This window comes from Citrobacter sp. KH_055_1 (genome assembly GCF_057838705.1).
Genome location: NZ_CM174473.1, coordinates 4,503,684 through 4,529,828, shown reverse-complemented (window position 1 = coordinate 4,529,828; position 26,145 = coordinate 4,503,684). Strand labels below are relative to the sequence as shown.

Annotated in this window: 16 protein-coding genes, 2 tRNA genes, 3 rRNA genes and 1 riboswitch; of the genes, 13 read left to right on the top strand and 8 right to left on the bottom strand. The window is 52.7% G+C overall.

What is annotated here, in order from left to right; all coding sequences use genetic code 11:
* Positions 1 to 50 precede the first annotated feature (50 nt).
* From gldA to argE, 6 genes are all read right to left on the bottom strand, one after another.
* Positions 51 to 1,154: a bifunctional L-1,2-propanediol dehydrogenase/glycerol dehydrogenase gene (gene gldA, locus AC3ITF_RS21250; RefSeq protein ID WP_135912759.1), complete on the bottom strand. Its 1,104-nt coding sequence runs from the start codon at positions 1,152 to 1,154 to the stop codon at positions 51 to 53.
* Positions 1,155 to 1,165: 11 nt separating this feature from the next.
* On the bottom strand, positions 1,166 to 1,828 hold the full coding sequence (gene fsa, locus AC3ITF_RS21245) for a fructose-6-phosphate aldolase (protein ID WP_115259750.1): 663 nt from the start codon (positions 1,826 to 1,828) through the stop codon (positions 1,166 to 1,168).
* A gap of 268 nt (positions 1,829 to 2,096) precedes the next feature.
* Positions 2,097 to 2,948: a helix-turn-helix transcriptional regulator gene (locus AC3ITF_RS21240; RefSeq protein ID WP_135912757.1), complete on the bottom strand. Its 852-nt coding sequence runs from the start codon at positions 2,946 to 2,948 to the stop codon at positions 2,097 to 2,099.
* Positions 2,949 to 3,099: 151 nt separating this feature from the next.
* The gene (locus AC3ITF_RS21235) at positions 3,100 to 4,833 is read right to left on the bottom strand and encodes a phosphoethanolamine transferase CptA (RefSeq protein WP_137400463.1); all 1,734 of its coding nucleotides are present in this window, start codon (positions 4,831 to 4,833) and stop codon (positions 3,100 to 3,102) included.
* Positions 4,834 to 5,044: 211 nt separating this feature from the next.
* The gene (gene ppc / locus AC3ITF_RS21230) at positions 5,045 to 7,696 is read right to left on the bottom strand and encodes a phosphoenolpyruvate carboxylase (RefSeq protein ID WP_115259747.1); all 2,652 of its coding nucleotides are present in this window, start codon (positions 7,694 to 7,696) and stop codon (positions 5,045 to 5,047) included.
* 280 nt (positions 7,697 to 7,976) lie between these two features.
* Positions 7,977 to 9,128 carry an acetylornithine deacetylase gene (gene argE, locus AC3ITF_RS21225; protein WP_096758795.1) on the bottom strand — a complete coding sequence of 384 codons (1,152 nt, stop codon included), beginning with the start codon at positions 9,126 to 9,128 and terminating at the stop codon, positions 7,977 to 7,979.
* A 155-nt stretch (positions 9,129 to 9,283) separates the two neighbouring features.
* Here argE and argC point away from each other — a divergent pair, with 155 nt between their 5' ends.
* The 4 genes from argC to oxyR all read left to right on the top strand — a co-directional run bounded on the left by argC (position 9,284) and on the right by oxyR (position 13,763).
* Complete coding sequence (argC, locus tag AC3ITF_RS21220; protein WP_489176000.1) at positions 9,284 to 10,288, top strand: N-acetyl-gamma-glutamyl-phosphate reductase; 1,005 nt, start codon at positions 9,284 to 9,286, stop codon at positions 10,286 to 10,288.
* Positions 10,289 to 10,295: 7 nt separating this feature from the next.
* Positions 10,296 to 11,072: an acetylglutamate kinase gene (argB, locus tag AC3ITF_RS21215; protein ID WP_181624794.1), complete on the top strand. Its 777-nt coding sequence runs from the start codon at positions 10,296 to 10,298 to the stop codon at positions 11,070 to 11,072.
* A 107-nt stretch (positions 11,073 to 11,179) separates the two neighbouring features.
* Positions 11,180 to 12,553 (top strand): argininosuccinate lyase, encoded by a 1,374-nt coding sequence (argH, locus tag AC3ITF_RS21210; RefSeq protein ID WP_146717395.1) that lies wholly within the window; start codon positions 11,180 to 11,182, stop codon positions 12,551 to 12,553.
* A 292-nt stretch (positions 12,554 to 12,845) separates the two neighbouring features.
* Complete coding sequence (gene oxyR / locus AC3ITF_RS21205) at positions 12,846 to 13,763, top strand: DNA-binding transcriptional regulator OxyR (protein WP_115259743.1); 918 nt, start codon at positions 12,846 to 12,848, stop codon at positions 13,761 to 13,763.
* Here oxyR and sthA read toward each other — a convergent pair.
* On the bottom strand, positions 13,746 to 15,146 hold the full coding sequence (gene sthA, locus AC3ITF_RS21200; RefSeq protein ID WP_096758790.1) for a Si-specific NAD(P)(+) transhydrogenase: 1,401 nt from the start codon (positions 15,144 to 15,146) through the stop codon (positions 13,746 to 13,748). The genes oxyR and sthA overlap by 18 nt on opposite strands.
* Before the next feature lie 191 nt (positions 15,147 to 15,337).
* Between sthA and fabR the strand changes: the two genes are divergently transcribed.
* A complete protein-coding gene (gene fabR, locus AC3ITF_RS21195) occupies positions 15,338 to 15,973 on the top strand; it encodes an HTH-type transcriptional repressor FabR (protein WP_003028862.1) in 636 nt (211 codons plus the stop codon).
* A gap of 15 nt (positions 15,974 to 15,988) precedes the next feature.
* Positions 15,989 to 16,348 carry a YijD family membrane protein gene (locus tag AC3ITF_RS21190; protein WP_003825114.1) on the top strand — a complete coding sequence of 120 codons (360 nt, stop codon included), beginning with the start codon at positions 15,989 to 15,991 and terminating at the stop codon, positions 16,346 to 16,348.
* 46 nt (positions 16,349 to 16,394) lie between these two features.
* Here the strand turns inward: AC3ITF_RS21190 and trmA are convergent, their stop codons facing one another.
* The gene (trmA, locus tag AC3ITF_RS21185; RefSeq protein ID WP_135912755.1) at positions 16,395 to 17,495 is read right to left on the bottom strand and encodes a tRNA (uridine(54)-C5)-methyltransferase TrmA; all 1,101 of its coding nucleotides are present in this window, start codon (positions 17,493 to 17,495) and stop codon (positions 16,395 to 16,397) included.
* Between the two features lie 115 nt (positions 17,496 to 17,610).
* A riboswitch (cobalamin riboswitch) is annotated at positions 17,611 to 17,806 on the top strand.
* Between the two features lie 65 nt (positions 17,807 to 17,871).
* Between trmA and btuB the strand changes: the two genes are divergently transcribed.
* From btuB to rrf, 7 genes are all read left to right on the top strand, one after another.
* Positions 17,872 to 19,710, top strand: coding sequence for a TonB-dependent vitamin B12 receptor BtuB (gene btuB, locus AC3ITF_RS21180; protein WP_137400459.1), 1,839 nt, complete (start codon positions 17,872 to 17,874; stop codon positions 19,708 to 19,710).
* The gene (murI, locus tag AC3ITF_RS21175; RefSeq protein WP_115259740.1) at positions 19,655 to 20,506 is read left to right on the top strand and encodes a glutamate racemase; all 852 of its coding nucleotides are present in this window, start codon (positions 19,655 to 19,657) and stop codon (positions 20,504 to 20,506) included. The genes btuB and murI overlap by 56 nt, the downstream gene beginning before the upstream one ends.
* Before the next feature lie 377 nt (positions 20,507 to 20,883).
* Positions 20,884 to 22,425, top strand: a 16S ribosomal RNA gene (locus AC3ITF_RS21170).
* A gap of 70 nt (positions 22,426 to 22,495) precedes the next feature.
* A tRNA-Ile gene (locus AC3ITF_RS21165) sits at positions 22,496 to 22,572 on the top strand.
* 108 nt (positions 22,573 to 22,680) lie between these two features.
* Positions 22,681 to 22,756: transfer RNA gene (locus AC3ITF_RS21160), tRNA-Ala, on the top strand.
* Between the two features lie 206 nt (positions 22,757 to 22,962).
* Positions 22,963 to 25,872: ribosomal RNA gene (locus AC3ITF_RS21155) — 23S ribosomal RNA — on the top strand.
* A 94-nt stretch (positions 25,873 to 25,966) separates the two neighbouring features.
* Positions 25,967 to 26,082: ribosomal RNA gene (rrf, locus tag AC3ITF_RS21150) — 5S ribosomal RNA — on the top strand.
* Together the 16S, 23S and 5S rRNA genes with 2 tRNA genes alongside form the textbook arrangement of a ribosomal RNA operon.
* Positions 26,083 to 26,145 lie beyond the last annotated feature (63 nt).

Here is a 26,145-nt window from a genome sequence, read left to right as displayed (position 1 = left end):
TGGATTTTGTTGGCCGGATAAGGCGAAGCCGCCATCCGGTCAAACCGTGCTTATTCCCACTCTTGCAGGAATCGCTGACCGTACTGATCTGCCACCAGCAGCGCGGCGTAAACCTGATCCGGCGTGGCTCCGCCAGGCATGTTGTGAATGGTTTCGCCTTCGGCACAGGCTGCTTCGGCCACGATGCGCATTTTGGCCGGAATATCCTGCTTGATATCCAGTTGGGCAAGGGTGATTGGCAGACCAACGGAGTGGCACAGTGCCGCCACGGTTTCAATTTCTTCTACCGGCGCATTTTCCAGTACTAACTGCGTTAACGTACCGAATGCCACTTTTTCACCGTGATAATAGTGATGTGCATCCGGGATGGCCGTCAGGCCGTTGTGAATAGCATGTGCTGCGGCCAGCCCACCGCTTTCAAAACCGACGCCGCTCAGGTAGGTGTTGGCTTCAATCACGCGCTCCAGTGCTGGGGTCACCACGTGCTGCTCGGCGGCCAGCATCGCTTTTTCGCCTTCTTCGATCAGCGTGTTGTAGCACAGCTCGGCTAGCGCCAGTGCCGCCTGAGTACACTGACCACCGGCCATGGTGGTGGCGCCGCTGCGTGAACAGGCGCGGGCTTCAAACCAGGTTGCCAGCGCATCGCCAATGCCGGCGGCAAGTAAACGAGCCGGTGCCCCCGCGACAATTTTGGTATCCACAATGACCCGGTCCGGGTTGTTCGGCAGCAGCAGATAGCGATCGAACTCACCTGCATCGGTGTAAATTACCGACAGCGCGCTGCAGGGGGCATCGGTTGAGGCAATGGTCGGTGCAATGGCAACCGGCACGCCCATAAAGTGGGCCAGTGCTTTGGCGGTATCCAGCGTTTTACCGCCACCAATGCCTAATACCGCGCCACACTGCGCTTGTTCCGCGACGCCGCGCAGGCGATCGATTTCGTTTTGTGAACATTCGCCGCCAAACGGGGCGATTTCCAGCGCCAGACCGGCATCCTGGAAGCTTTTTTCCAGGGCGGGTTGGGCAAAGCCTAAGACAAATTTGTCTCCAACAACCAGCCAGCGTTCCGCCAGCGGTTTGAGGTAACTGCCAAGACGAGTAATAACATCGGCACCCTGGATGTATTTACCCGGTGATTGAATAATGCGATCCATACGTTATCTCCTTAAAGAGTGATCCGACCAAATGCGTTGTTCCAGTCCTGCTCAAACTTCTCTATTGCAGACTCTACCGCAGGGGTATTGAGCATTTGTTGCGCTACATCTAATGGCAGGGTGATTGCTTCACATCCTGCCAGTAAGCAATCCAGCGCCTGGCGTGGCGTTTTAAAGCTGGCTGCCAGCACAATGCTGCTTGGCGCATGCAGCTCCAGCAATGTTTGCAGTTCCTGTACCGTGCGGATACCGTCTCCGCCCTGGGCGTCAACACGGTTCACATAAGGGGCGACATATTTTGCTCCCGCCAGCGCGGCCAGCAGTCCTTGCGCTGCGCTGTACACGGCGGTGCCTAAGGTGGTAATACCTTCTTTTTTCAGTTGCTTGATGGCCGCCAGACCTTCGGCGGTGACCGGGATTTTAACGACGATACCTGGTACGGCGAGGCTCAGGCGCTTAGCTTCTTCCACCATCCCCTGCGCATCACGGCTCATGGTCTGCGCGAACAGAATGCCGTCTTTGCCCATTGCCTTTTGCAGACGCGGCAGTACCTCCCAGATGGACTCTTTACTTGCCGCCACGATGCTTGGGTTGGTAGTGACGCCAGCAATCGGGAAGATGCGTGCCAGACGTTCAACTTCCGCCACGTTGGCGGTATCCAGGTACAGTTCCATACAAAACACCCTCTTAATATTCGGTTAGCCGCCCGTTGCCGGAATGCTGTTCTGCGTACAGGATAAGAGCGTTTTACAGTCGTGCGCTATCTGACAAATCTGCCAAAAACTGGATAAATGTAATGTGTCTGTCAAAGTGAGAGATACATCACATGTTAATTAGCTATGGGTTTATTCTGGGGTATAGAGAGTTTTGAGGGTTCTTGAATATTACAAAAATCCAGTAAATGATGGATTTGTGCTCAGTCTGTGTCGCTACGCAACGGCTTCACTGCCGATGTGCCTCTTTTTCCGTTAACTGGCTGTGATATTGCCGACGATACTCTGACGGAGAACGCTCTGTATTCTTACGAAACAGGCGACAGAAGTAGTTACTGTCGACAAATCCACAGGAGTGTGCCACTTCTTTCACCTTCAGGTCGTAACCCTTCAGCAGCGCCTTAGCGTGTTCCAGTCGCGTATGGTTCAGATACTCGTTAAAACCAATCGCCCCGGTTTTCTGAAACAGGTGTGAGAGGTAATTCGGTGAAATGTAGAATGCCTGGGCGACGGATTCGCGGGTCAGCGGCGAGGCGTAGCGTTCGTCGATATAGTCGCGAATAGCGTCGAAAAGCGCCTGACTACGCGACGCGGTCTGGATCTGGCTGCCCAGCAGATCGCGACAGTGGCTTAACAGACTGGCGACGATCAGCCTGGCCGTTTGTTGCTCCTGTGGCTGCATCTGCATCTCATGTAGCGTTTGCAGCAGGAAGGAGCCAATACGCGGTCCGCGCCGCGCAACGTGTTGTTTGGCGAGGTTTTGACATTGTTTTCCATCCCACTGAACGATGCTGAAACCTAACTGCTGTTTGCCGAACAGGATGCTGAGCGTGGTGACCGGCGTGTGCCACTGCGGGAGATTCCAACCACCTGCCGGGACGTACAGCACATCACCAGAGGTAAGTTTGTTTCCGATGCTGACATCAGCAAACTCGCCTTCCAGTACAATTTCCAGACGGGGAAAATCAACCTGATAGGCTAATTCCGGCATTGAACCGTTGGTGCTGGCGAAACACACCTGCCGCAGCGGGAGGGGACCGTTAATCAGGCGGGAGAGAAGGTGGCTGACGTCGTGATACATGTGAATCCCTTGCTGGCAACAGACAGGGCCACAGTAACGTTGAAAGCAACCGCCCTCAAGTGATTATTGCCGGATGGCGGCTAATGCCTTATCCGGCCTACAAGTCATTGCGAGCTGTAGGTCGGATAAGCGTAGCGCATCCGGCAGCCTGTTATTGATTACCGATTTGATCGCCGTAAGGCAGAGTATCGTAATCAATCAGGGCGTTTTTCTTGTACGGATTACCAATCCAGCGGGTTGTCTCTTTGAACTGCGGGTTGGTAATGGCACGTGTCGGGTCGAATCCATCGTAGGTAAAGCCCGCTAAATCAGACCAGGTATGAATAAGTTCAGAGCTGCTGTACTTACGATCGACATCTTGTGAGAAGTCACGCGGGTGTGCAGCCTGCCATTTTTCAGACGTCCATAGCAGGAACGGCACCGTGTACATATGACGCGTTGGGTTGTCTTCATTACGCCCCTGCGTTTTATGCGGCGGCGTGTCATACACCTCTTCGCCATGGTCGGAGAAGTAGAGCAGGAAGCCGTTCGGATCGGTGGCTTTGTAGTCGTTAATCAGGCTGGCAATGATGTGGTCGTTATACACATTAGCGCTGTCGTAATCGTTATAGGCTTCCAGCTCATCGTTGCTCAGGCCTGCAGGAACGTGGTCGATATTGTTGTCGAATTTCCCCTGACCATCCGGATAGCGGAATTTGTACTTAATATGTGTTCCCAGCAGATGAACGATGATGAATTTTTTCGGCGCCGGATCGGCCAGCACTTCTTTAAACGGTGCCAGCACGTTGCTGTCATATTCGCGCGCACTTTGCGTTCGCTGCTGGTTCATATAGAACTGCTTATCCGTCTGCTTGGAAAATACGGTCAGCATGGTGTTACGGGCGGTCATGGTTTGCTGGTTAGTGATCCAGAAGGTCTTATACCCCGCCTGCTTCATCATGTTCATCAGCGACGGCTGTGTCAGATATAAATCCGGGTTCTTCTCGTTAGCAAAGGTCAGCGCCTGCTGCAGGATTTCAATAGTGTAAGGACGAGAGGTCACGACATTATTGAATACGGTCAGGTTAGGATCGGATTTGTGCAGCGCGTCCAGTTCCGGCGTGGTTTTACGCGGATAGCCGTACAGGCTCATGCGCCCACGCTGAGTTGACTCACCAATCACCAGCACCAGCGTGCGCGGAGCATCGCCAGAGTTGTCTTTAAAGTGCGCCAGTGGCGGTAGCGCATTGTTCTCATTCAGCAGACTGTTCAATGAGGTTAGTTGTTGACGATACTGATAATAGCCAGAAATAAACTGCCACGGTGCGGCGGGCTCCATACGAGCAGCAAGACCGTTCAGCGTTTGCTCGAAAGGTTTATGCTTAATAAATGTATTGACGGTCATCGGGTGCAGAATCAAGCCGTATAACAGCGCAAACGACACCAGATAACGCCAGGGGGAGGGAATATGAACCGGGCGCAGGCGCGTCCACAGCAGAATCGCTACGGCGGTATAGGCCAGCGCGATGAAGACAATTTTAAGGCTGAAATACTGACTTAAGTATTCGCTGGCTTCGTTGGCATTAGTCTCAAACATCACGTACAGCACGCTCTGTGAGAACTCCTGCCCGTAAATGACGTAATAACTCAGTGCGGCGAGCGACGCGGCCCACAGCACGACGCCAATGACGGCGGCAATAATACGGATACGATTAGGGAATAAGAATACCGGGATCAACCATAGCGAACTAAATAATAATGAGTCACGTAATCCGGTCGATCCGCTATAACCGCTAAAATAGATAATGGCCTGCAGTAATGAAGAAAAAAACCAAAAATAGAGAAGTGCCCAACCTAGGGCTTTCCAGCTAAACGGGGGTTTAGTCTGGAGTTGTAAGGATTGCATAGTGTGAGCCTGTCATTAATCGTGTCGCCAAGAGTAGCGGCTAAATCTTAAGGAGATCTGAAGCGTCGCGACGTTAAGATCGCGTTTCGTTGATGATTCATTCATAAAATAAATGAATCAAGGCAAGAATATATTTGAAATGAAACGGTTATGACAAGCGTTTTTGAGGTCACCCCCGCGCAATTGTACGAGGGTGACAGGGGGGGCTTACTTAACCGGTATTACGCATACCCGCTGCGACACCGGCGATGGTGACCATCAGCGCTTGTTCAACGCGCGGATCGGGGGCTTCACCTTGTTCTTCTGCCAGACGCGAACGGTGTAACAGTTCAGCCTGTAGCACGTTCAACGGATCGGTATAAATATTTCTTAACTGAATTGACTCGGCAATCCACGGCAGGTCGGCCATCAAATGTGAGTCGTTGGCGATTGCCAGTACCACGTTGATGTCGGCTTCCAGACGGTGGCGCAGTTCTTCACCTAACGGCCACAGCTCTTTTTTGACCAGACGCTGATCGTAGTATTCTGCCAGCCACAGGTCCGCTTTCGAGAACACCATTTCCAGCATGCCAAGGCGCGTGGAGAAGAATGGCCAGTCGCGGCACATCGCTTCAAGTTCGCTCTGTTTACCGTCTTCAACCACTTTTTGCAGTGCGGTACCTGCGCCCAGCCAGGCCGGGAGCATCAGGCGGTTTTGTGTCCAGGCGAAGATCCATGGAATGGCACGCAAAGACTCTACCCCACCGGTCGGACGGCGCTTAGCTGGACGTGAGCCGAGCGGTAATTTACCCAGTTCCTGCTCGGGAGTTGCTGAGCGGAAGTAAGGTACAAAGTCTTTGTTCTCACGCACGTAGCCACGGTACAGCTTGCAGGAGATATCTGACAACTCATCCATAATATGGCACCAGCTGTCTTTCGGTTCCGGCGGTGGTAGCAGGTTGGCTTCCAGGATCGCGGCGGTGTACAGAGACAGGCTGCTGATGGTCACTTCCGGCAGACCGTATTTGAAGCGGATCATCTCACCCTGCTCAGTGACGCGCAGTCCGCCTTTCAGGCTGCCAGGTGGTTGTGAGAGCAGTGCCGCATGGGCCGGAGCGCCGCCGCGGCCGATTGAACCCCCCCGGCCGTGGAACAACGTCAGTTCAATGCCGGCTTTTTCGCAGGTTTTGATCAACGCATCTTGCGCCTGATATTGCGCCCAGGACGCCGCCATCACGCCTGCGTCTTTTGCGGAATCAGAGTAGCCAATCATGACCATCTGCTTGCCCTGAATCAGACCGCGGTACCAGTCGATATTCAACAACTGAGTCATTACATCGTCAGCATTGTTGAGGTCGTCCAGCGTTTCAAACAGCGGCGCTACCGGCATGGTAAAACCAATGCCAGCTTCTTTCAGCAGCAGGTGAACGGCCAGCACATCCGACGGTGTTTTTGCCATCGAGATCACGTAGGCAGCAATAGAACCATGAGGTGCTTCGGCAATCACCCGACAGGTATCGAGGACTTCGCGGGTATCGTTACTCGGTTCCCAGCTGCGCGGCAGCAGTGGACGTTTGGAGTTCAGTTCTCGGATCAGGAAGGCCTGTTTGTCTGCTTCTGACCAGCTTTCGTAGTCGCCAATGCCCAGGTAACGGGTCAGTTCGCCCAGCGCTTCGGTATGACGGGTACTTTCCTGACGAATATCGATACGCACCAGCGGGACGCCAAAACATTTCACTCGGCGCAAGGTATCGAGCAGTTCGCCATTGGCGATGATGCCCATACCGCAGGCTTGCAGTGACTGATAACACGCGTACAGCGGTTCCCATAGCTGCTCGTTTTGTGTCAGCAGACCTGCAGGTTTCGGCAATTTTTCGCCTTTCAGACGCGCTTCCAGCCAGGCCTGGGTCGTCATCAGACGCGAACGGAGCATTTTCATCAGATGGCGATAGGGTTCTGCCGCGCCTTCTTCACCCACCAGTGCTAATAGCTCAGGCGTGGCTTCGACCATCGACAGTTCAGAAACCAGAAACTGGATGTCTTTCAGGAACAGATCGGTCGCTTTCCAGCGGCTGAGCAGGAGCACGTGGCGGGTGATATCTGCCGTTACGTTCGGGTTACCGTCACGGTCACCGCCCATCCACGAGGTGAATCGGACCGGGACAAAATCGACGGGCAGCTTGTAGTTCAGATGCGCTTCCAGCTGTTCATTCAGTTCACGCAGATAGTTCGGTACACCTTCCCACAGGCTATTTTCAACCACGGCGAAGCCCCATTTGGCTTCATCAACCGGGCTGGGACGCAGTTTACGGATTTCATCCGTGTGCCATGATTGGGCGATTAGCTGGCGCAGGCGGCGCATCAACTGGTGGCGTTCGTAATCGACGATATCTTTGTTATCAAGCTGCTTGAGGCATGCGTTAACCTCACCCATTTTATGAATCAACGTACGGCGGGTGATTTCGGTTGGGTGTGCGGTCAGGACCAGCTCCAGAGAAAGCGATTCCACGGCTTTTTTGATTGTCGCTTCATCGAGGTTAGGCTGGTCTTTCAGTTTACGCAGGGTACGGGCAATCACTTCCGGGTTGCTGGCAGCTTCGCCTTTTGGCGAAATGCTGTGGTACTGTTCGGCGGTATTGGCCAGGTTCAGGAACTGACTAAACGCACGGGCAACTGGCAGCAGCTCGTCGTTAGACAGATTCTGCAGCGTAGTGAGCAGTTCCTGACGGTTCGCTTCATTGCCAGCGCGGGATGATTTAGACAGCTTACGGATTGTTTCTACGCGATCGAGAATGTTCTCTCCCAGCGCATCCTTGATGGTTTCTCCCAGCACTTTGCCGAGCATACTGACATTACTACGCAACGCGGAATATTGTTCGTTCATATGATCCCAGACACCCCATCTGTTTTGAATATGTCCTGTATCTTTCGCGTCCCAGCGGCATTGGCTGCAACGCGAAATCTTTCGGACTTAACTTTTTAGTCGTCTTTTATAAAGCCACGTAAAACACCTGACGTCAATTGCTGCGAAATCGGTTCAGCAAACGAAAAAATGGCGGGAATTTACGTTATTTAATTCACATCGCGTCAAATAAGCGTTGCTTATGCAAATGTTAAAAGAATCGCCTTGCTTACCACTAAAGGATTAGCAAGGCGACGTTCGGTTAATGCCAGCAAAAATGATGCACAACCTGGGTAATTAATTCGCGGGTTGGCTTAATGAAGCGTGTTTCCAGATATTCATCTGGTTGATGTGCCTGATTAATGGAACCTGGTCCCAGTACTAGCGTCGGGCACAGCGTCTGGATAAACGGTGCTTCTGTGCAGTAGTTCACCACATCGGTTTTCTCGCCGAGCAGTTTTTCCACCACCTCGACCAGTTGGTGATCCGGCGGGCATTCGTAACCTGGGATCGGCGGGTGCAGCTCGGAAACCGTCAGTCGGCCAGGCCAGCGTTCGCTCACCGGGGCCAGCGCGTCCGTCAGTAAGCCATTCAGGTCGCTTAACGTCATTCCCGGCAACGGGCGGATATCCATGTGCAGTTCGCAGCAGGCGCAAATACGGTTGGAGGCATCGCCACCATGCAGGCTGCCGAGGTTCAGCGTCGGGTAAGGCACGGTGAATGAATCGTGGTGATAGCGTGCTTTCAGCGAGTCGCGCAACTGCATAATATGGCCGATGGCATCGTGCATCAGTTCAATGGCGTTCACGCCGCGCGCTGGATCGCTGGAATGGCCAGACTGGCCGAGCACGCGCACCGCCGTGGAGATATGGCCTTTGTGTGCGCGAATTGGCTGCAGGGATGTTGGCTCACCGATGATCGCGCAATCCGGGCGAATCGCCGTATTTTCAGAGAAGTAGCGTGCGCCCGCCATACTGGTCTCTTCATCGGCGGTGGCCAGGATGTAGAGCGGCTTTTTCAGCTGTTTCACATCGACATCACGCAGTGCATCGAGAATAAACGCGAAGAAACCTTTCATATCCGCCGTACCCAGTCCGTAGAGCTTGTTGTCATGTTCGGTCAGGGTGAACGGATCGCGCGTCCAACGTCCGTCGTCAAACGGTACGGTGTCGGTATGACCGGCGAGCAGCAGGCCGCCTGCACCGGTGCCTGTACTTGCCAGCATATTGAATTTATTACGGGTGCCGGGAACCGGTTGTACCTCAACGCTGAAGCCTAAATCTTTGAACCAATCCGCCAGCAGAGTGATTAAACCTGCATTACTTTGATCGAGCGCTTCTTCGGTGGCGCTGATCGATGGTGTGGCAATCAGAGCGCGGTAAATCTCGATAAATGGCGGTAAATTGTTTTTCATTGTTGACACACCTCGGGTCATGATAGTATCAATATTCATGCAGTATTTGTGAATAAAAATACAATAATGTTGAGCGAAATAAAACCCACCAAGTGTAAGGTGAGGTGATAAAGGCTTATACCTGGCAACCGAATATAAGAAGGTGAACAGCCCCGATGTTGAATACGCTGATTGTGGGCGCCAGTGGCTATGCTGGTGCAGAGCTTGTGACCTATGTAAATCGCCATCCTGATATGAACATAACCGCTTTGACTGTCTCAGCGCAAAGCAATGATGCAGGAAAATTAATCTCTGATTTACATCCGCAGTTAAAGGGCATTGTTGATTTGCCGTTGCAACCCATGTCGGATATCCGCGAGTTTAGCGCAGGGGTAGACGTTGTGTTTCTGGCGACGGCCCATGAGGTTAGTCATGACCTGGCGCCACAGTTTCTGGAAGCGGGCTGCGTGGTGTTTGACCTCTCTGGTGCATTCCGTGTTAACGACGGCGCCTTCTATGAAAAGTATTATGGCTTTACTCATCAGCATCCTGAGCTGCTGGAGCAAGCGGTCTACGGGCTGGCGGAGTGGAGTGCAAGCAAACTTAAAGACGCGAATCTAATTGCCATACCGGGTTGCTATCCTACGGCGGCGCAGTTGTCGCTTAAGCCTCTGATTGATGCCAATCTGCTTGATCTCAGCCAGTGGCCGGTAATTAACGCCACCAGTGGTGTGAGTGGAGCAGGACGTAAAGCTGCCATCTCGAACAGCTTCTGTGAAGTGAGCCTGCAACCGTATGGTGTATTTACCCACCGCCATCAGCCGGAAATCGCCACACATTTGGGGGTGGACGTGATTTTCACTCCGCATCTGGGAAACTTCCCGCGCGGCATTTTAGAAACCATCACCTGTCGTTTGAAGCCGGGCGTGACCCATGCGCAGGTGGCGCAAGCACTGCAGCAGGCCTATGGTGATAAACCGCTGGTTCGTCTGTATGACAACGGTGTCCCGGCCCTGAAAAATGTGGTGGGTTTACCGTTCTGCGATATCGGTTTTGCCGTTCAGGGCGAGCACCTGATTGTGGTGGCAACCGAAGACAATTTATTGAAAGGCGCTGCCGCACAGGCGATGCAGTGCGCAAATATCCGTTTCGGCTTTGCTGAAACGCAGTCTCTTCTTTAAGGGTGCAATGATGAATCCATTAATTATCAAGCTGGGCGGCGTTTTACTGGATAGCGAAGAGGCGCTGGAGCGTTTGTTTACCGCTCTGGTCAATTATCGCGAGTCGCACCAGCGTCCGCTGGTCATTGTGCACGGTGGCGGCTGCGTGGTTGACGAGCTGATGAAAGGGCTCAACTTGCCGGTGACAAAGAAAAATGGTCTGCGCGTGACGCCAGCCGACCAGATCGACATCATTACCGGTGCCCTGGCCGGAACGGCGAATAAAACGCTGCTGGCGTGGGCGAAGAAACACCATATTGACGCTGTTGGTCTGTACCTTGGCGATGGCGACAGCGTAAAAGTGACCCAGCTCGATGTAGCGTTAGGTCATGTTGGACTGGCACAGCCTGGTTCTCCTAAGCTGATTAACACGCTACTGGAAAACGGTTTTCTACCGGTCGTCAGCTCGATAGGCGTCACGGAAGAAGGGCAACTGATGAACGTCAATGCCGATCAGGCTGCGACGGTGCTGGCGGCAACGCTGGGTGCGGATCTGATCCTGTTGTCTGACGTCAGCGGTATTCTGGATGGTAAAGGCCAGCGGATTGCCGAAATGACCGCAGCCAAAGCAGAACAGCTGATTGAGCAGGGTATTATCACCGATGGCATGATTGTGAAGGTGAACGCGGCGCTGGACGCGGCACGTACGCTGGGACGTCCAGTGGATATCGCTTCCTGGCGTCATGCTGAACAACTCCCGGCGCTGTTTAACGGCACGCCGATCGGTACGCGTATTCTGGCTTAACTATTATTGTGCCGGATGGCAGCGTCGCCTTATCCGGCCTGCATGGGTTTTGTAGGCCCGGTAAGCGTAGCGCCACCGGGCAAAATATCATATTAAGGAAATTCGTTATGGCACTTTGGGGTGGGCGTTTTACACAGGCAGCAGATCAGCGGTTCAAACAGTTCAACGACTCTTTGCGCTTCGACTACCGCTTGGCCGAGCAGGATATCGTCGGCTCTGTGGCCTGGTCCAAAGCGCTGGTCACGGTCGGTGTGTTGACTGCTGATGAACAATGTCAATTGGAAGAGGCGTTGAATACTCTGCTGGAAGAAGTACGCCTCGACCCGCAACAGATCCTGCAAAGCGATGCGGAAGATATTCACAGTTGGGTAGAAGGCAAGCTCATCGATAAAGTCGGGCCGTTGGGTAAAAAACTGCATACCGGGCGTAGCCGTAATGACCAGGTAGCAACCGATCTTAAACTGTGGTGCAAAGACACGGTGCTTGAATTGTTGTCTGCTAACCGTCAGTTGCAAAGCGCGCTGGTGGTGACAGCAGAGAATAATCAGGATGCCGTCATGCCGGGTTATACCCACCTGCAGCGTGCCCAGCCGGTGACGTTTGCTCATTGGTGTCTGGCCTATGTTGAAATGCTGGCGCGTGATGAGAGCCGTCTGCAGGATGCGCTCAAGCGTCTGGATGTCAGCCCGTTAGGCTGCGGTGCACTGGCGGGTACTGCCTATGAAATCGATCGCGAGCAATTGGCTGGCTGGCTGGGTTTCGCCTCGGCGACCCGCAATAGTCTGGACAGCGTATCCGATCGTGACCATGTGCTGGAGCTCCTCTCTGATGCCTCTATCGGTATGGTTCACCTGTCACGCTTTGCTGAAGATCTGATTTTCTTTAATACCGGGGAAGCCGGTTTTGTGGAACTGTCCGATCGCGTAACCTCCGGTTCATCATTAATGCCGCAGAAGAAAAATCCGGACGCATTAGAGCTGATTCGTGGCAAATGTGGCCGCGTGCAAGGTGCGTTGACTGGCATGATGATGACGCTGAAAGGACTGCCGCTGGCGTATAACAAGGATATGCAGGAAGACAAAGAAGGGCTGTTCGATGCACTCGATACCTGGCTGGACTGCCTGCATATGGCGGCGCTGGTGCTGGACGGTATTCAGGTAAAACGCCCACGTTGCCAGGAAGCCGCGCAGCAGGGCTATGCCAACGCTACGGAGCTGGCCGATTATCTGGTGGCGAAAGGCGTCCCGTTCCGTGAAGCACACCATATCGTGGGTGAAACGGTAGTTGAGGCGATTCGTCAGGGCAAACCGCTGGAAGCACTGTCACTGGCTGATTTGCAAAAATTCAGCGCCGTGATTGGCGATGACGTGTACCCGATCCTCTCGCTACAGTCGTGCCTCGATAAGCGTGTGGCGAAAGGGGGCGTTTCACCGCAGCAGGTAGCGCAGGCGATCGACTACGCGAAGGCGCGCCTGGCGTAACGTGTGTTTTGCCCGATGGCGGTAAACGCCTTCGCGTCGCCATCCGGCAAATAGTTATCTGAGCCTGGCATCAAGCCGGGCTTTTTTATGCAAAAAAAAGCGGACCAGAGGTCCGCAAACGTTCACGTTGGCTTTAGTTATTTCGAGTATGAGAACGGACAGTAGCTTCAAGGGTTAAAGGGGTACCGTTCCGTTTCTGTGGTGCATTATTAAACAGAATGCTTGATAGGGATAATCGTTCGTTGCTATGCTACCTATCGCTACGAACTATCGTGGCAATGGAGGATGAATAATGAATATTCGTGATCTTGAATACCTGGTAGCACTTGCCGAACACCGTCACTTCCGACGAGCGGCAGACTCCTGTCACGTCAGCCAGCCAACGCTGAGTGGGCAAATCCGCAAACTCGAAGATGAGCTTGGCGTTATGCTGCTGGAGCGGACGAGTCGTAAAGTGCTGTTCACTCAAGCGGGTTTACTGCTGGTGGATCAGGCGCGCACCGTGTTGCGCGAGGTCAAAGTGCTCAAGGAGATGGCAAGCCAACAGGGTGAGACAATGTCTGGCCCGCTACATATTGGTTTGATCCCAACGGTAGGACCTTACCTGCTGCCGCATATTATTCCTATGTTGCACCAGACCTTCCCGAAACTGGAAATGTACCTGCATGAGGCGCAAACGCATCAGCTGCTGGCGCAACTGGACAGCGGTAAACTCGACTGCGTGATTTTGGCGCTGGTGAAAGAGAGTGAAGCGTTTATCGAGGTACCGCTGTTTGATGAGCCGATGATGCTGGCGATCTATGAAGATCACCCATGGGCAAATCGCGACCGCGTACCGATGTCCGATCTGGCAGGTGAAAAACTGTTGATGCTCGAAGATGGTCACTGTTTGCGTGACCAGGCGATGGGCTTTTGTTTTGAAGCCGGTGCTGATGAAGACACCCATTTCCGGGCAACCAGTCTGGAAACGTTGCGTAACATGGTGGCAGCAGGCAGCGGGATTACTTTACTGCCCGCGCTGGCTGTCCCACCGGAGCGTAAGCGTGATGGTGTGGTCTATGTGCCGTGCATTAAGCCAGAACCGCGTCGTACCATTGGTCTGGTGTACCGTCCGGGTTCGCCGCTGCGCAGCCGTTATGAACAGCTGGCAGAGGCCATCCGTGGTGCAATGGATGGCCATTTCGACAACACGTTAAAACAGGCGGTTTAAGCCGTTCAGTGCAGCTACCCGATAGGCTTCCGCCATGGTTGGGTAGTTAAAGGTGGTGTTAACGAAGTACTCGATGGTGTTACCACCACCTTTTTGCTCCATTATTGCCTGACCGATATGAATAATTTCGGCAGCGCGTTCGCCAAAGCAGTGGATCCCTAAAATCTCTTTGGTCTCCCGATGGAACAGAATCTTCAATGTTCCGACACTCATCCCGACGATTTGTGCGCGTGCCAGATGTTTAAACTGCGCGCGGCCAACCTCGTAAGGGACTTTCATTGACGTCAGTTGCTGTTCAGTTTTACCGACGGAGCTGATTTCGGGAATGGTGTAAATGCCTGTCGGAATATCTTCGATCAAGTGCGCGGTGGCCTCACCCTTGACCAGCGCCTGGGCGGCGATACGGCCTTGATCGTAGGCTGCGGAAGCAAGGCTCGGATAACCGATCACATCCCCTACGGCATACACATGCGGCAGCGCCGTCTGGTACATGCTGTTCACTTTTAGCTGGCCGCGGCTGTCCGTCTTCAGGCCAATATTCTCCAGCGCTAATGAATCGGTGTTACCGGTACGACCGTTGGCGTACAGCAGGCAGTCGGCTTTTAGTTTCTTTCCGGATTTCAGGTGCATGATGACGCCATCATCGCAGCCTTCAATTTTCTCGTATTCTTCGTTATGGCGAATCACCACGCCGCTGTTCCAGAAGTGATAAGACAGCGAGTCGGACATCTCCTGATCAAGAAACGCCAGCAGACGGTCACGGGTATTGATCAAATCAACTTTGACGTCCATTCCCCGGAAGATCGACGCATATTCACAGCCAATGACGCCCGCGCCATAGATCAGAACGTGGCGAGGTTCATGGTGCAGGCTGAGTATGGAATCACTGTCGTAAACGCGCGGATGCGAAAAATCGACATCATTTGGGTGGTAGGGACGCGAACCGCAGGCAATAACAAATTTATCTGCCGTGAGCGTTTCCACCGTACCGTCGTGGCACTCCAGAGCGAGGGTGTGTTCGTCAACAAAACGGGCATTCCCCTGCAAAATTTCACAGTGGTTTCGCTCGTAAAATCCTTGCCGCATACGCGTTTGCTGATTAATGACGTTATCGGCATGGTTAAGAATATCGGCAAAAGAAGAGCGAAGAAGCCGGGAATGGTCGCTGTAGAGTGGGTTCTGATTGAATTCAATGATACGGCTGACGGCGTGGCGGAGTGCTTTAGATGGGATGGTGCCCCAGTGGGTACAACCGCCGCCGACGTTATGATAGCGCTCAATAACGGCGACGCGCGCGCCTTGCTTAACCAGACCCATTGCAGCGCCTTCGCCGCCGGGGCCGGAACCTATTACTATTGCATCGTAATCGTAGGAATGTGACATGGTCAGGCTTACCTGTTCTTATACATAAAAGCAACAGAATAGTAACATCGTTGTCAGGATAACCCAATTATCGTTGTGCTTTTTTGCGAAGTCGAAGCACAAACTGCGCGTAAACAATCATTCACAAAGCCATGCCAACCGCCTAATCTCTGGTATAGTGCCAGCAAGGTATAAGGAAGGATTCAGACATCGTGATGGGCGTTAGAGCGCAACAAAAAGAAAAAACCCGGCGTTCGCTGGTTGAGGCCGCATTTAGTCAATTGAGTGCAGAGCGCAGTTTTGCCAGCCTCAGTTTACGTGAAGTTGCTCGTGAAGCGGGCATTGCGCCAACCTCATTTTATCGCCATTTTCGCGATGTGGATGAGCTCGGCCTGACGATGGTGGATGAGAGCGGCCTGATGCTACGCCAGTTGATGCGCCAGGCGCGTCAGCGTATCGCCAAGGGCGGCAGTGTGATCCGCACCTCGGTCTCAACATTTATGGAGTTCATCGGCAACAATCCCAACGCCTTCCGTTTATTATTGCGCGAGCGGTCTGGTACCTCCGCGGCGTTTCGTGCCGCCGTGGCTCGCGAAATTCAGCATTTCATTGCGGAACTTGCGGACTATCTGGAACTCGAAAACCATATGCCTCGTGCGTTTACTGAAGCACAAGCCGAAGCCATGGTGACGATTGTTTTCAGTGCGGGGGCAGAAGCGCTGGATGTTGGCGCCGAACAGCGTCGACAACTGGAAGAGCGGCTGGTATTGCAACTGCGCATGATCGCCAAAGGCGCATTTTACTGGTATCGCCGTGAACAAGAGAAGATGACGCATCACTCCGAGTAACGAGAAGGACGAGCAATGAAACAGTCAGGTCAAGATAAAGGTACGCTGCTGCTGGCGCTGGTTGCTGGCTTATCGATCAATGGTACATTTGCGGCGCTGTTTAGCTCCATTGTGCCATTCTCTGTATTCCCGATTATTTCGCTGGTGCTGACGGTTTACTGCCTGCATCAACGTTACCAGAATCGCACAATGCCTGTGGGGCTGCCGGGTCTGGCTGCGGCCTGTTTTATTCTTGGCGTTCTGTTGTACAGCACCGTGGTGCGCGCGGAATACCCGGATATCGGCTCGAACTTCTTCCCAGCGGTCCTGTCAGTGATTCTGGTGTTCTGGATCGGCTTTAAGGTGCGTAACCGTAAGCAAGAAATTGCGGAATAGTATTTGTAGGCCGGGGGTATCTTTGCTTTCCCGGCCTACAAAAAAATCACTTCGCGGTCAGTAATACTCCGCACTCCATGTGGTGCGTGTACGGGAACTGATCGAACAGCGCCAGACGTGACACATTGTGCGTCTGGCTCAACGTTTCCAGGTTCTTACACAGTGTCTCCGGGTTGCAGGAGATGTACAGAATACGCGGATACGCCTGCACCATCTTCTCTGTTTCGCTGTCCAGGCCGCTGCGCGGTGGATCAACAAAAATGGTTTCACACTGGTAACTCTTCAGGTCGACGCCCTGTAAACGGTTGAACTCGCGCACCCCATTCATCGCCTGAGTAAACTCTTCTGCAGCCATACGAATAATTTGCACGTTATCAATATGGTTAGCCGCAATATTGTACTGCGCGGCAGCCACGGACGGTTTAGCGATTTCAGTGGCCAGTACGCGGTTGAAGTTCTGCGCCAGCGCTAACGAGAAGTTGCCATTGCCACAGTACAATTCAAGCAGGTCGCCCTGCGAATCTTTGGTGACATCAATCGCCCATTCCAGCATCTGAATGTTCATGGCGGCATTCGGCTGCGTGAAGCTGTTCTCAACCTGGCGGTAGATAATCTCTTTACCCGCAACCGGCAAACGTTCATCGATGTAATCTTGATCCAACGCGATTTTGGTTTTGGTCGCCCGGCCAATCAGATGCACATTCAGGTTTTGCGCGCGTAGCGCATCCCGCAGTGCTTCGGCTTCCTGACGCCATTCGTCATCTAACTTTTTATGGTACAGCATGGATACCACCGCCTGATTGCTCATGGTGGTGAGGTAATCAATCTGGAACAATTTATGACGCAGGACGTGATTGTGACGAACGCCGTCAATCATGGCTGTCATCAGCGTGTTGATGAGTTCGCTGGCTGCCGGAAAGCTGTCGACGCGAATACGGCTTTTGGTCTGGCTTTCAAACATGATGTGATACAGGTCGTCACCGTCATGCCACAGGCGGAATTCAGCGCGCATGCGGTAATGACTGACCGGCGAGCGAAACACTTCCGGAGCCTGATCAGTAAATGGCGTCATTAAGCTCTGTAAACGAGCCACTTTATCGGCTAGCTGCGCGTCATACTGTTCTGTCGGGAGGTGTTCGGGGGTCATGATGCGTCCTGAAAAATAAAAGTACGCGGGGATTGTAGGGATTGCTCAGTAGATGTCCAGTTATTGATGATTTCTAATATTGTGATACGCAGTCTGGACAGTCGGTAATAACAAACTGTAGCATCCGCGTTCCGGTCCTGTGAGTTAAAAGGGAATCCAGTGTAAATCTGGAGCTGACGCGCAGCGGTAAGGAAAGGTGAAATGAGAGCGTAAGCAGACACTGCCTTTGGGTGGGAAGTCTTCATTTCTTTTTATTCGCTATATTGAATAACCTTCCAAGCCCGAAGACCTGCCGGCTAACGTCGCATCTGGTTTTCATCATCGCGTACTATCGGTGGGACCTGCGGCATCCTTCTTATATTGTGGATGCTTTACAATGATCAAAAAATCATTGCTGCTGACGGCACTTTCCGTCGCGGCATTTTCTGGTTGGGCGCAGGATGCTAGCCCGGATACTCTCGTCGTTACGGCTAACCGTTTTCAGCAACCCCTTAGTGCAGTGCTTGCTCCCATCACCGTTGTTACGCGCCAGGAAATCGATCGCTGGCAATCTACCTCTGTGAATGACGTTCTTCGCCGCCTGCCGGGTGTCGATATCGCGCAATACGGTGGTATGGGACAAAATTCGTCTATTTCTATTCGTGGGACCAACGCCAGCCATGTACTGGTGCTGATTGACGGCGTGCGCCTGAATTTAGCTGGGGTGAGTGGTGCCGCCGATCTCAGCCAGTTCCCGGTATCACTGGTGCAACGTATTGAATACATTCGTGGGCCGCGTTCCGCTGTTTATGGTTCTGATGCGATCGGCGGTGTGGTGAATATCATTACCACGCGAGAAAAACCGGGGACGGAATTGACCGCCGGTGTGGGCAGTAATGGTTATCAGAATTACGACATCTCGACGCAGCAACAGCTCGGTGAGAATACGCGCGTGACGCTGATGGGGGATTATGCCTATACCAAAGGTTTTGACGTTGTCGCCTACGGTAGCACTGGTGAGCAAGCGCAGCCCGATAAAGATGGTTTTTTAAGTAAGACGCTGTACGGCGCACTGGAACATAACTTCTCCGACACCTGGAGCGGGTTTGTGCGCGGCTATGGCTATGATAACCGCACCAATTATGATTCTTACTACTATCCAGGCACGCCGTTAGTCGATACCCGTAAGCTCTATAGCCAAAGCTGGGATGCCGGACTGCGCTTTAATGGCGAGCAAATCCAATCACAACTGGTTTCCAGCTACAGCCATAGCAAAGACTACAACTATGACCCGGACTATGGTCGCTACGACTCCTCGGCAACCCTGGATGAGATGAAGCAATATAACGTGCAGTGGTCAAACAGTATGGTGGTTGGCCACGGCAATGTGGGCGCTGGCGTCGACTGGCAAAAGCAAACCACAGAGCCAGGCACCGGGTATGTTACGGACGGTTACGATCAGCGTAATACCGGTATTTATCTGACCGGGTTGCAACAGCTTGGCGACTTCACCTTCGAAGGCGCGGCGCGCAGTGACGACAACTCCCAGTTTGGTCGGCATGGCACATGGCAAACCAGCGCCGGATGGGCGTTCATTGACGGCTATCGTTTCATTGCTTCTTATGGCACCTCTTATAAAGCACCTAATCTGGGGCAGCTGTACGGTATGTATGGCAATGCAAACCTTGATCCTGAAGAGAGCAAGCAGTGGGAAGGGGCGTTTGAAGGGTTAACGGCGGATGTAAACTGGCGTTTGTCAGGATATCGCAACGATATCGATAACATGATCGATTATGACCCCCACACTCTGAAATACTATAACGAAGGGAAAGTGCGGATTAAAGGCGTTGAAGCGACGGCGAGTTTCGATACGGGTCCGCTGGCGCATACGCTGAGCTATGACTATGTCGATGCGCGTAATGCGATTACGGACAAGCCGCTGGCCCGCCGTTCAAAACAGCAGGTGAAGTATCAGCTCGATTGGCAGGTCTATGATTTTGACTGGGGCCTGACGTATCAATATCTGGGAACACGATATGACAAGGACTATGTCACTAACCAGCCGGTAAAATTGGGTGGAGTGAGTTTGTGGGATCTGGCGGTGTCATATCCGATCACCTCACAGCTGACAGTTCGTGGTAAAATCGCCAACCTGTTCGATAAAGATTACGAGACAGTTTATGGCTACCCAACTGCAGGACGGGAATACACCTTGTCTGGCAGCTACACTTTCTGATCCACGTCCCACCGTGCTGGTGTTTGATTCCGGCGTCGGTGGGTTGTCGGTCTACAATGAGATCCGCAACCTCTTGCCGGATCTCCACTATATATACGCTTTCGATAACGTTGCCTTTCCTTATGGAGAGAAGAGCGAGGAATTTATTGTCGAGCGTGTTGTTGAGATTGTGACTGCCGTTCAGCAGCGCTACCCCCTTTCACTGGCTGTTATCGCCTGCAATACCGCCAGCACGGTGTCACTCCCTGCGTTACGCGAAAAGTTCGCTTTCCCGGTCGTCGGCGTGGTACCTGCAATTAAACCGGCGGCGCGCCTTACGGCTAACGGTGTAGTGGGGCTGCTGGCGACGCGAGCGACGGTGAAGCGTTCATATACGCATGAGTTGATTGCGCGCTTTGCGAACGAGTGTCAGATCGCGATGTTGGGTTCCGCTGAGTTGGTGGAACTGGCGGAAGCGAAGCTGCACGGAGAAGCAGTTCCTCTGGATGAGTTGCGCCGCATTCTGCGACCATGGTTGCGGATGTCGGAACCGCCGGATACGGTTGTTCTCGGATGTACGCATTTCCCTCTATTACAGGAAGAACTTTTACAGGTTCTACCTGAAGGGACGCGACTGGTGGATTCCGGTGCCGCGATTGCGCGTCGCACGGCTTGGTTGTTAGAACATGAAGCACCTGACGCAAAATCAGCTGACGAGAATATTGCTTTTTGTATGGCAATGACGCCTGAAGCTGAACAATTACTGCCAGTCCTCCAGCGTTATGGCTTCAAAACGCTCGAAAAACTGGCAGTTTAATCAGTTTTGGTGAAATAATGCGCACTCGGAAAATTATTTTAAATTTCCCCTTGTCAGCCTGAAATAACTCCCTATAATGCGCCTCCACTGACACGGAACAACGGATTACAAGCCGCCGGGTCAGCGGGGTTCCACTGAGAACCCTGCGGAGAAAAGCGGAAAGAAATGCTTGACTCTGAATGAGGAAAACGTATTATACGGGACCTCGCAACGGTGAGCGAAAGCCGCGTTGCACTGCTCTTTAACAATTTATCAGACAATCTGTGTGGGCACTCGAAGATACGGATTCTTAACGTCGCAAGACGAAAAATGAATACCAAGTCTCTGAGTGAACATACGTAATTCATTACGAAGTTTAATTCACGAGCATCAAACTTAAATTGAAGAGTTTGATCATGGCTCAGATTGAACGCTGGCGGCAGGCCTAACACATGCAAGTCGAACGGTAGCACAGAGGAGCTTGCTCCTTGGGTGACGAGTGGCGGACGGGTGAGTAATGTCTGGGAAACTGCCCGATGGAGGGGGATAACTACTGGAAACGGTAGCTAATACCGCATAACGTCGCAAGACCAAAGAGGGGGACCTTCGGGCCTCTTGCCATCGGATGTGCCCAGATGGGATTAGCTAGTAGGTGGGGTAACGGCTCACCTAGGCGACGATCCCTAGCTGGTCTGAGAGGATGACCAGCCACACTGGAACTGAGACACGGTCCAGACTCCTACGGGAGGCAGCAGTGGGGAATATTGCACAATGGGCGCAAGCCTGATGCAGCCATGCCGCGTGTATGAAGAAGGCCTTCGGGTTGTAAAGTACTTTCAGCGAGGAGGAAGGGGATGTGGTTAATAACCGCATTCATTGACGTTACTCGCAGAAGAAGCACCGGCTAACTCCGTGCCAGCAGCCGCGGTAATACGGAGGGTGCAAGCGTTAATCGGAATTACTGGGCGTAAAGCGCACGCAGGCGGTCTGTCAAGTCGGATGTGAAATCCCCGGGCTCAACCTGGGAACTGCATCCGAAACTGGCAGGCTAGAGTCTTGTAGAGGGGGGTAGAATTCCAGGTGTAGCGGTGAAATGCGTAGAGATCTGGAGGAATACCGGTGGCGAAGGCGGCCCCCTGGACAAAGACTGACGCTCAGGTGCGAAAGCGTGGGGAGCAAACAGGATTAGATACCCTGGTAGTCCACGCCGTAAACGATGTCGACTTGGAGGTTGTTCCCTTGAGGAGTGGCTTCCGGAGCTAACGCGTTAAGTCGACCGCCTGGGGAGTACGGCCGCAAGGTTAAAACTCAAATGAATTGACGGGGGCCCGCACAAGCGGTGGAGCATGTGGTTTAATTCGATGCAACGCGAAGAACCTTACCTACTCTTGACATCCAGAGAACTTAGCAGAGATGCTTTGGTGCCTTCGGGAACTCTGAGACAGGTGCTGCATGGCTGTCGTCAGCTCGTGTTGTGAAATGTTGGGTTAAGTCCCGCAACGAGCGCAACCCTTATCCTTTGTTGCCAGCGGTTCGGCCGGGAACTCAAAGGAGACTGCCAGTGATAAACTGGAGGAAGGTGGGGATGACGTCAAGTCATCATGGCCCTTACGAGTAGGGCTACACACGTGCTACAATGGCATATACAAAGAGAAGCGACCTCGCGAGAGCAAGCGGACCTCATAAAGTATGTCGTAGTCCGGATTGGAGTCTGCAACTCGACTCCATGAAGTCGGAATCGCTAGTAATCGTAGATCAGAATGCTACGGTGAATACGTTCCCGGGCCTTGTACACACCGCCCGTCACACCATGGGAGTGGGTTGCAAAAGAAGTAGGTAGCTTAACCTTCGGGAGGGCGCTTACCACTTTGTGATTCATGACTGGGGTGAAGTCGTAACAAGGTAACCGTAGGGGAACCTGCGGTTGGATCACCTCCTTACCTTAAAGAAACGTTCTTTGTAGTGCTCACACAGATTGTCTGATGAAAAATTAGCAGTAAAAATCTCTGCAGGCTTGTAGCTCAGGTGGTTAGAGCGCACCCCTGATAAGGGTGAGGTCGGTGGTTCAAGTCCACTCAGGCCTACCAAATTCGCCTCCGTGCTGTGTTACGGCGATGCTCACATACTGATGTATGCTTCGCATCACCGCGCCTTGCCCGGAAACGAATTAGGGTAACAGAGAATAGTATTACGATGGGGTTATAGCTCAGCTGGGAGAGCGCCTGCCTTGCACGCAGGAGGTCTGCGGTTCGATCCCGCATAGCTCCACCATCCTTTACTGCAAAAACACAAGAAAACTTCAGAGTGTACCTGAAAAGGTTCACTGCGAAGTTTTGCTCTTTAAAAATCTGGATCAAGCTGAAAATTGAAACGACACACTGTGTCTGTTCTCCGTAATAAGAACAGATAAGCGGTGTGTTCGAGTCTCTCAAATTTTCGCAACACGATGTGTTTTACGAAACATCTTCGGGTTGTGAGGTTAAGCGACTAAGCGTACACGGTGGATGCCCTGGCAGTCAGAGGCGATGAAGGACGTGCTAATCTGCGATAAGCGTCGGTAAGGTGATATGAACCGTTATAGCCGGCGATTTCCGAATGGGGAAACCCAGTGTGTTTCGACACACTATCATTACGTGAATACATAGCGTAATGAAGCGAACCGGGGGAACTGAAACATCTAAGTACCCCGAGGAAAAGAAATCAACCGAGATTCCCCCAGTAGCGGCGAGCGAACGGGGAGCAGCCCAGAGTCTGAATCAGCATGTGTGGTAGTGGAACGGTCTGGAAAGTCCGACGGTACAGGGTGATAGTCCCGTACACAAAATCGCATGTGTTGTGAACTCGAAGAGTAGGGCGGGACACGTGGTATCCTGTCTGAATATGGGGGGACCATCCTCCAAGGCTAAATACTCCTGACTGACCGATAGTGAACCAGTACCGTGAGGGAAAGGCGAAAAGAACCCCGGCGAGGGGAGTGAAAAAGAACCTGAAACCGTGTACGTACAAGCAGTGGGAGCCCTGATTTATCAGGGTGACTGCGTACCTTTTGTATAATGGGTCAGCGACTTATATTCTGTAGCAAGGTTAACCGTATAGGGGAGCCGAAGGGAAACCGAGTCTTAACTGGGCGTTAAGTTGCAGGGTATAGACCCGAAACCCGGTGATCTAGCCATGGGCAGGTTGAAGGTTGGGTAACACTAACTGGAGGACCGAACCGACTAATGTTGAAAAATTAGCGGATGACTTGTGGCTGGGGGTGAAAGGCCAATCAAACCGGGAGATAGCTGGTTCTCCCCGAAAGCTATTTAGGTAGCGCCTCGTGAACTCATCTTCGGGGGTAGAGCACTGTTTCGGCTAGGGGGTCATCCCGACTTACCAACCCGATGCAAACTACGAATACCGAAGAATGTTATCACGGGAGACACACGGCGGGTGCTAACGTCCGTCGTGAAGAGGGAAACAACCCAGACCGCCAGCTAAGGTCCCAAAGTCACAGTTAAGTGGGAAACGATGTGGGAAGGCACAGACAGCCAGGATGTTGGCTTAGAAGCAGCCATCATTTAAAGAAAGCGTAATAGCTCACTGGTCGAGTCGGCCTGCGCGGAAGATGTAACGGGGCTAAACTGTGCACCGAAGCTGCGGCAGCGACACTATGTGTTGTTGGGTAGGGGAGCGTTCTGTAAGCCGTTGAAGGTGTCCTGTGAGGGGTGCTGGAGGTATCAGAAGTGCGAATGCTGACATAAGTAACGATAATGCGGGTGAAAAACCCGCACGCCGGAAGACCAAGGGTTCCTGTCCAACGTTAATCGGGGCAGGGTGAGTCGACCCCTAAGGCGAGGCCGAAAGGCGTAGTCGATGGGAAACAGGTTAATATTCCTGTACTTGGTGTTACTGCGAAGGGGGGACGGAGAAGGCTATGTTAGCCGGGCGACGGTTGTCCCGGTTTAAGCATGTAGGCGGGAAGTTTAGGTAAATCCGGACTTCTGTATAACGCTGAGGTGTGATGACGAGGCACTACGGTGCTGAAGTAACAAATGCCCTGCTTCCAGGAAAAGCCTCTAAGCATCAGGTAACACGAAATCGTACCCCAAACCGACACAGGTGGTCAGGTAGAGAATACCAAGGCGCTTGAGAGAACTCGGGTGAAGGAACTAGGCAAAATGGTGCCGTAACTTCGGGAGAAGGCACGCTGATGGTAGGTGAAGCGACTTGCTCGTGGAGCTGAAATCAGTCGAAGATACCAGCTGGCTGCAACTGTTTATTAAAAACACAGCACTGTGCAAACACGAAAGTGGACGTATACGGTGTGACGCCTGCCCGGTGCCGGAAGGTTAATTGATGGGGTTATCCGTAAGGAGAAGCTCTTGATCGAAGCCCCGGTAAACGGCGGCCGTAACTATAACGGTCCTAAGGTAGCGAAATTCCTTGTCGGGTAAGTTCCGACCTGCACGAATGGCGTAATGATGGCCAGGCTGTCTCCACCCGAGACTCAGTGAAATTGAACTCGCTGTGAAGATGCAGTGTACCCGCGGCAAGACGGAAAGACCCCGTGAACCTTTACTATAGCTTGACACTGAACACTGGTCCTTGATGTGTAGGATAGGTGGGAGGCTTTGAAGTGTGGACGCCAGTCTGCATGGAGCCAACCTTGAAATACCACCCTTTAATGGCTGGTGTTCTAACGTAGACCCGTAATCCGGGTTGCGGACAGTGTCTGGTGGGTAGTTTGACTGGGGCGGTCTCCTCCTAAAGAGTAACGGAGGAGCACGAAGGTTAGCTAATCCTGGTCGGACATCAGGAGGTTAGTGCAAAGGCATAAGCTAGCTTGACTGCGAGAGTGACGGCTCGAGCAGGTGCGAAAGCAGGTCTTAGTGATCCGGTGGTTCTGAATGGAAGGGCCATCGCTCAACGGATAAAAGGTACTCCGGGGATAACAGGCTGATACCGCCCAAGAGTTCATATCGACGGCGGTGTTTGGCACCTCGATGTCGGCTCATCACATCCTGGGGCTGAAGTAGGTCCCAAGGGTATGGCTGTTCGCCATTTAAAGTGGTACGCGAGCTGGGTTTAGAACGTCGTGAGACAGTTCGGTCCCTATCTGCCGTGGGCGCTGGAGAATTGAGGGGGGCTGCTCCTAGTACGAGAGGACCGGAGTGGACGCATCACTGGTGTTCGGGTTGTCATGCCAATGGCATTGCCCGGTAGCTAAATGCGGAAGAGATAAGTGCTGAAAGCATCTAAGCACGAAACTTGCCCCGAGATGAGTTCTCCCTGACTCCTTGAGAGTCCTGAAGGAACGTTGAAGACTACGACGTTGATAGGTCGGGTGTGTAAGTGTAGCGATACATTGAGCTAACCGATACTAATGAACCGTGAGGCTTAACCTTACAACGCCAAAGGTGTTTTGGCGAAAGAAAGACATCAATTCAGCTTGATACAGATAAAATCAGAACGCAAAAGCGGTCTGATAAACAGAATTTGCCTGGCGGCTGTAGCGCGGTGGTCCCACCTGACCCCATGCCGAACTCAGAAGTGAAACGCCGTAGCGCCGATGGTAGTGTGGGGTCTCCCCATGCGAGAGTAGGGAACTGCCAGGCATCAAACAAGTGAAGAAGCCCATCCTGACGGATGGGCTTTTTTGCGTCTGTTGTTTGTCGGTG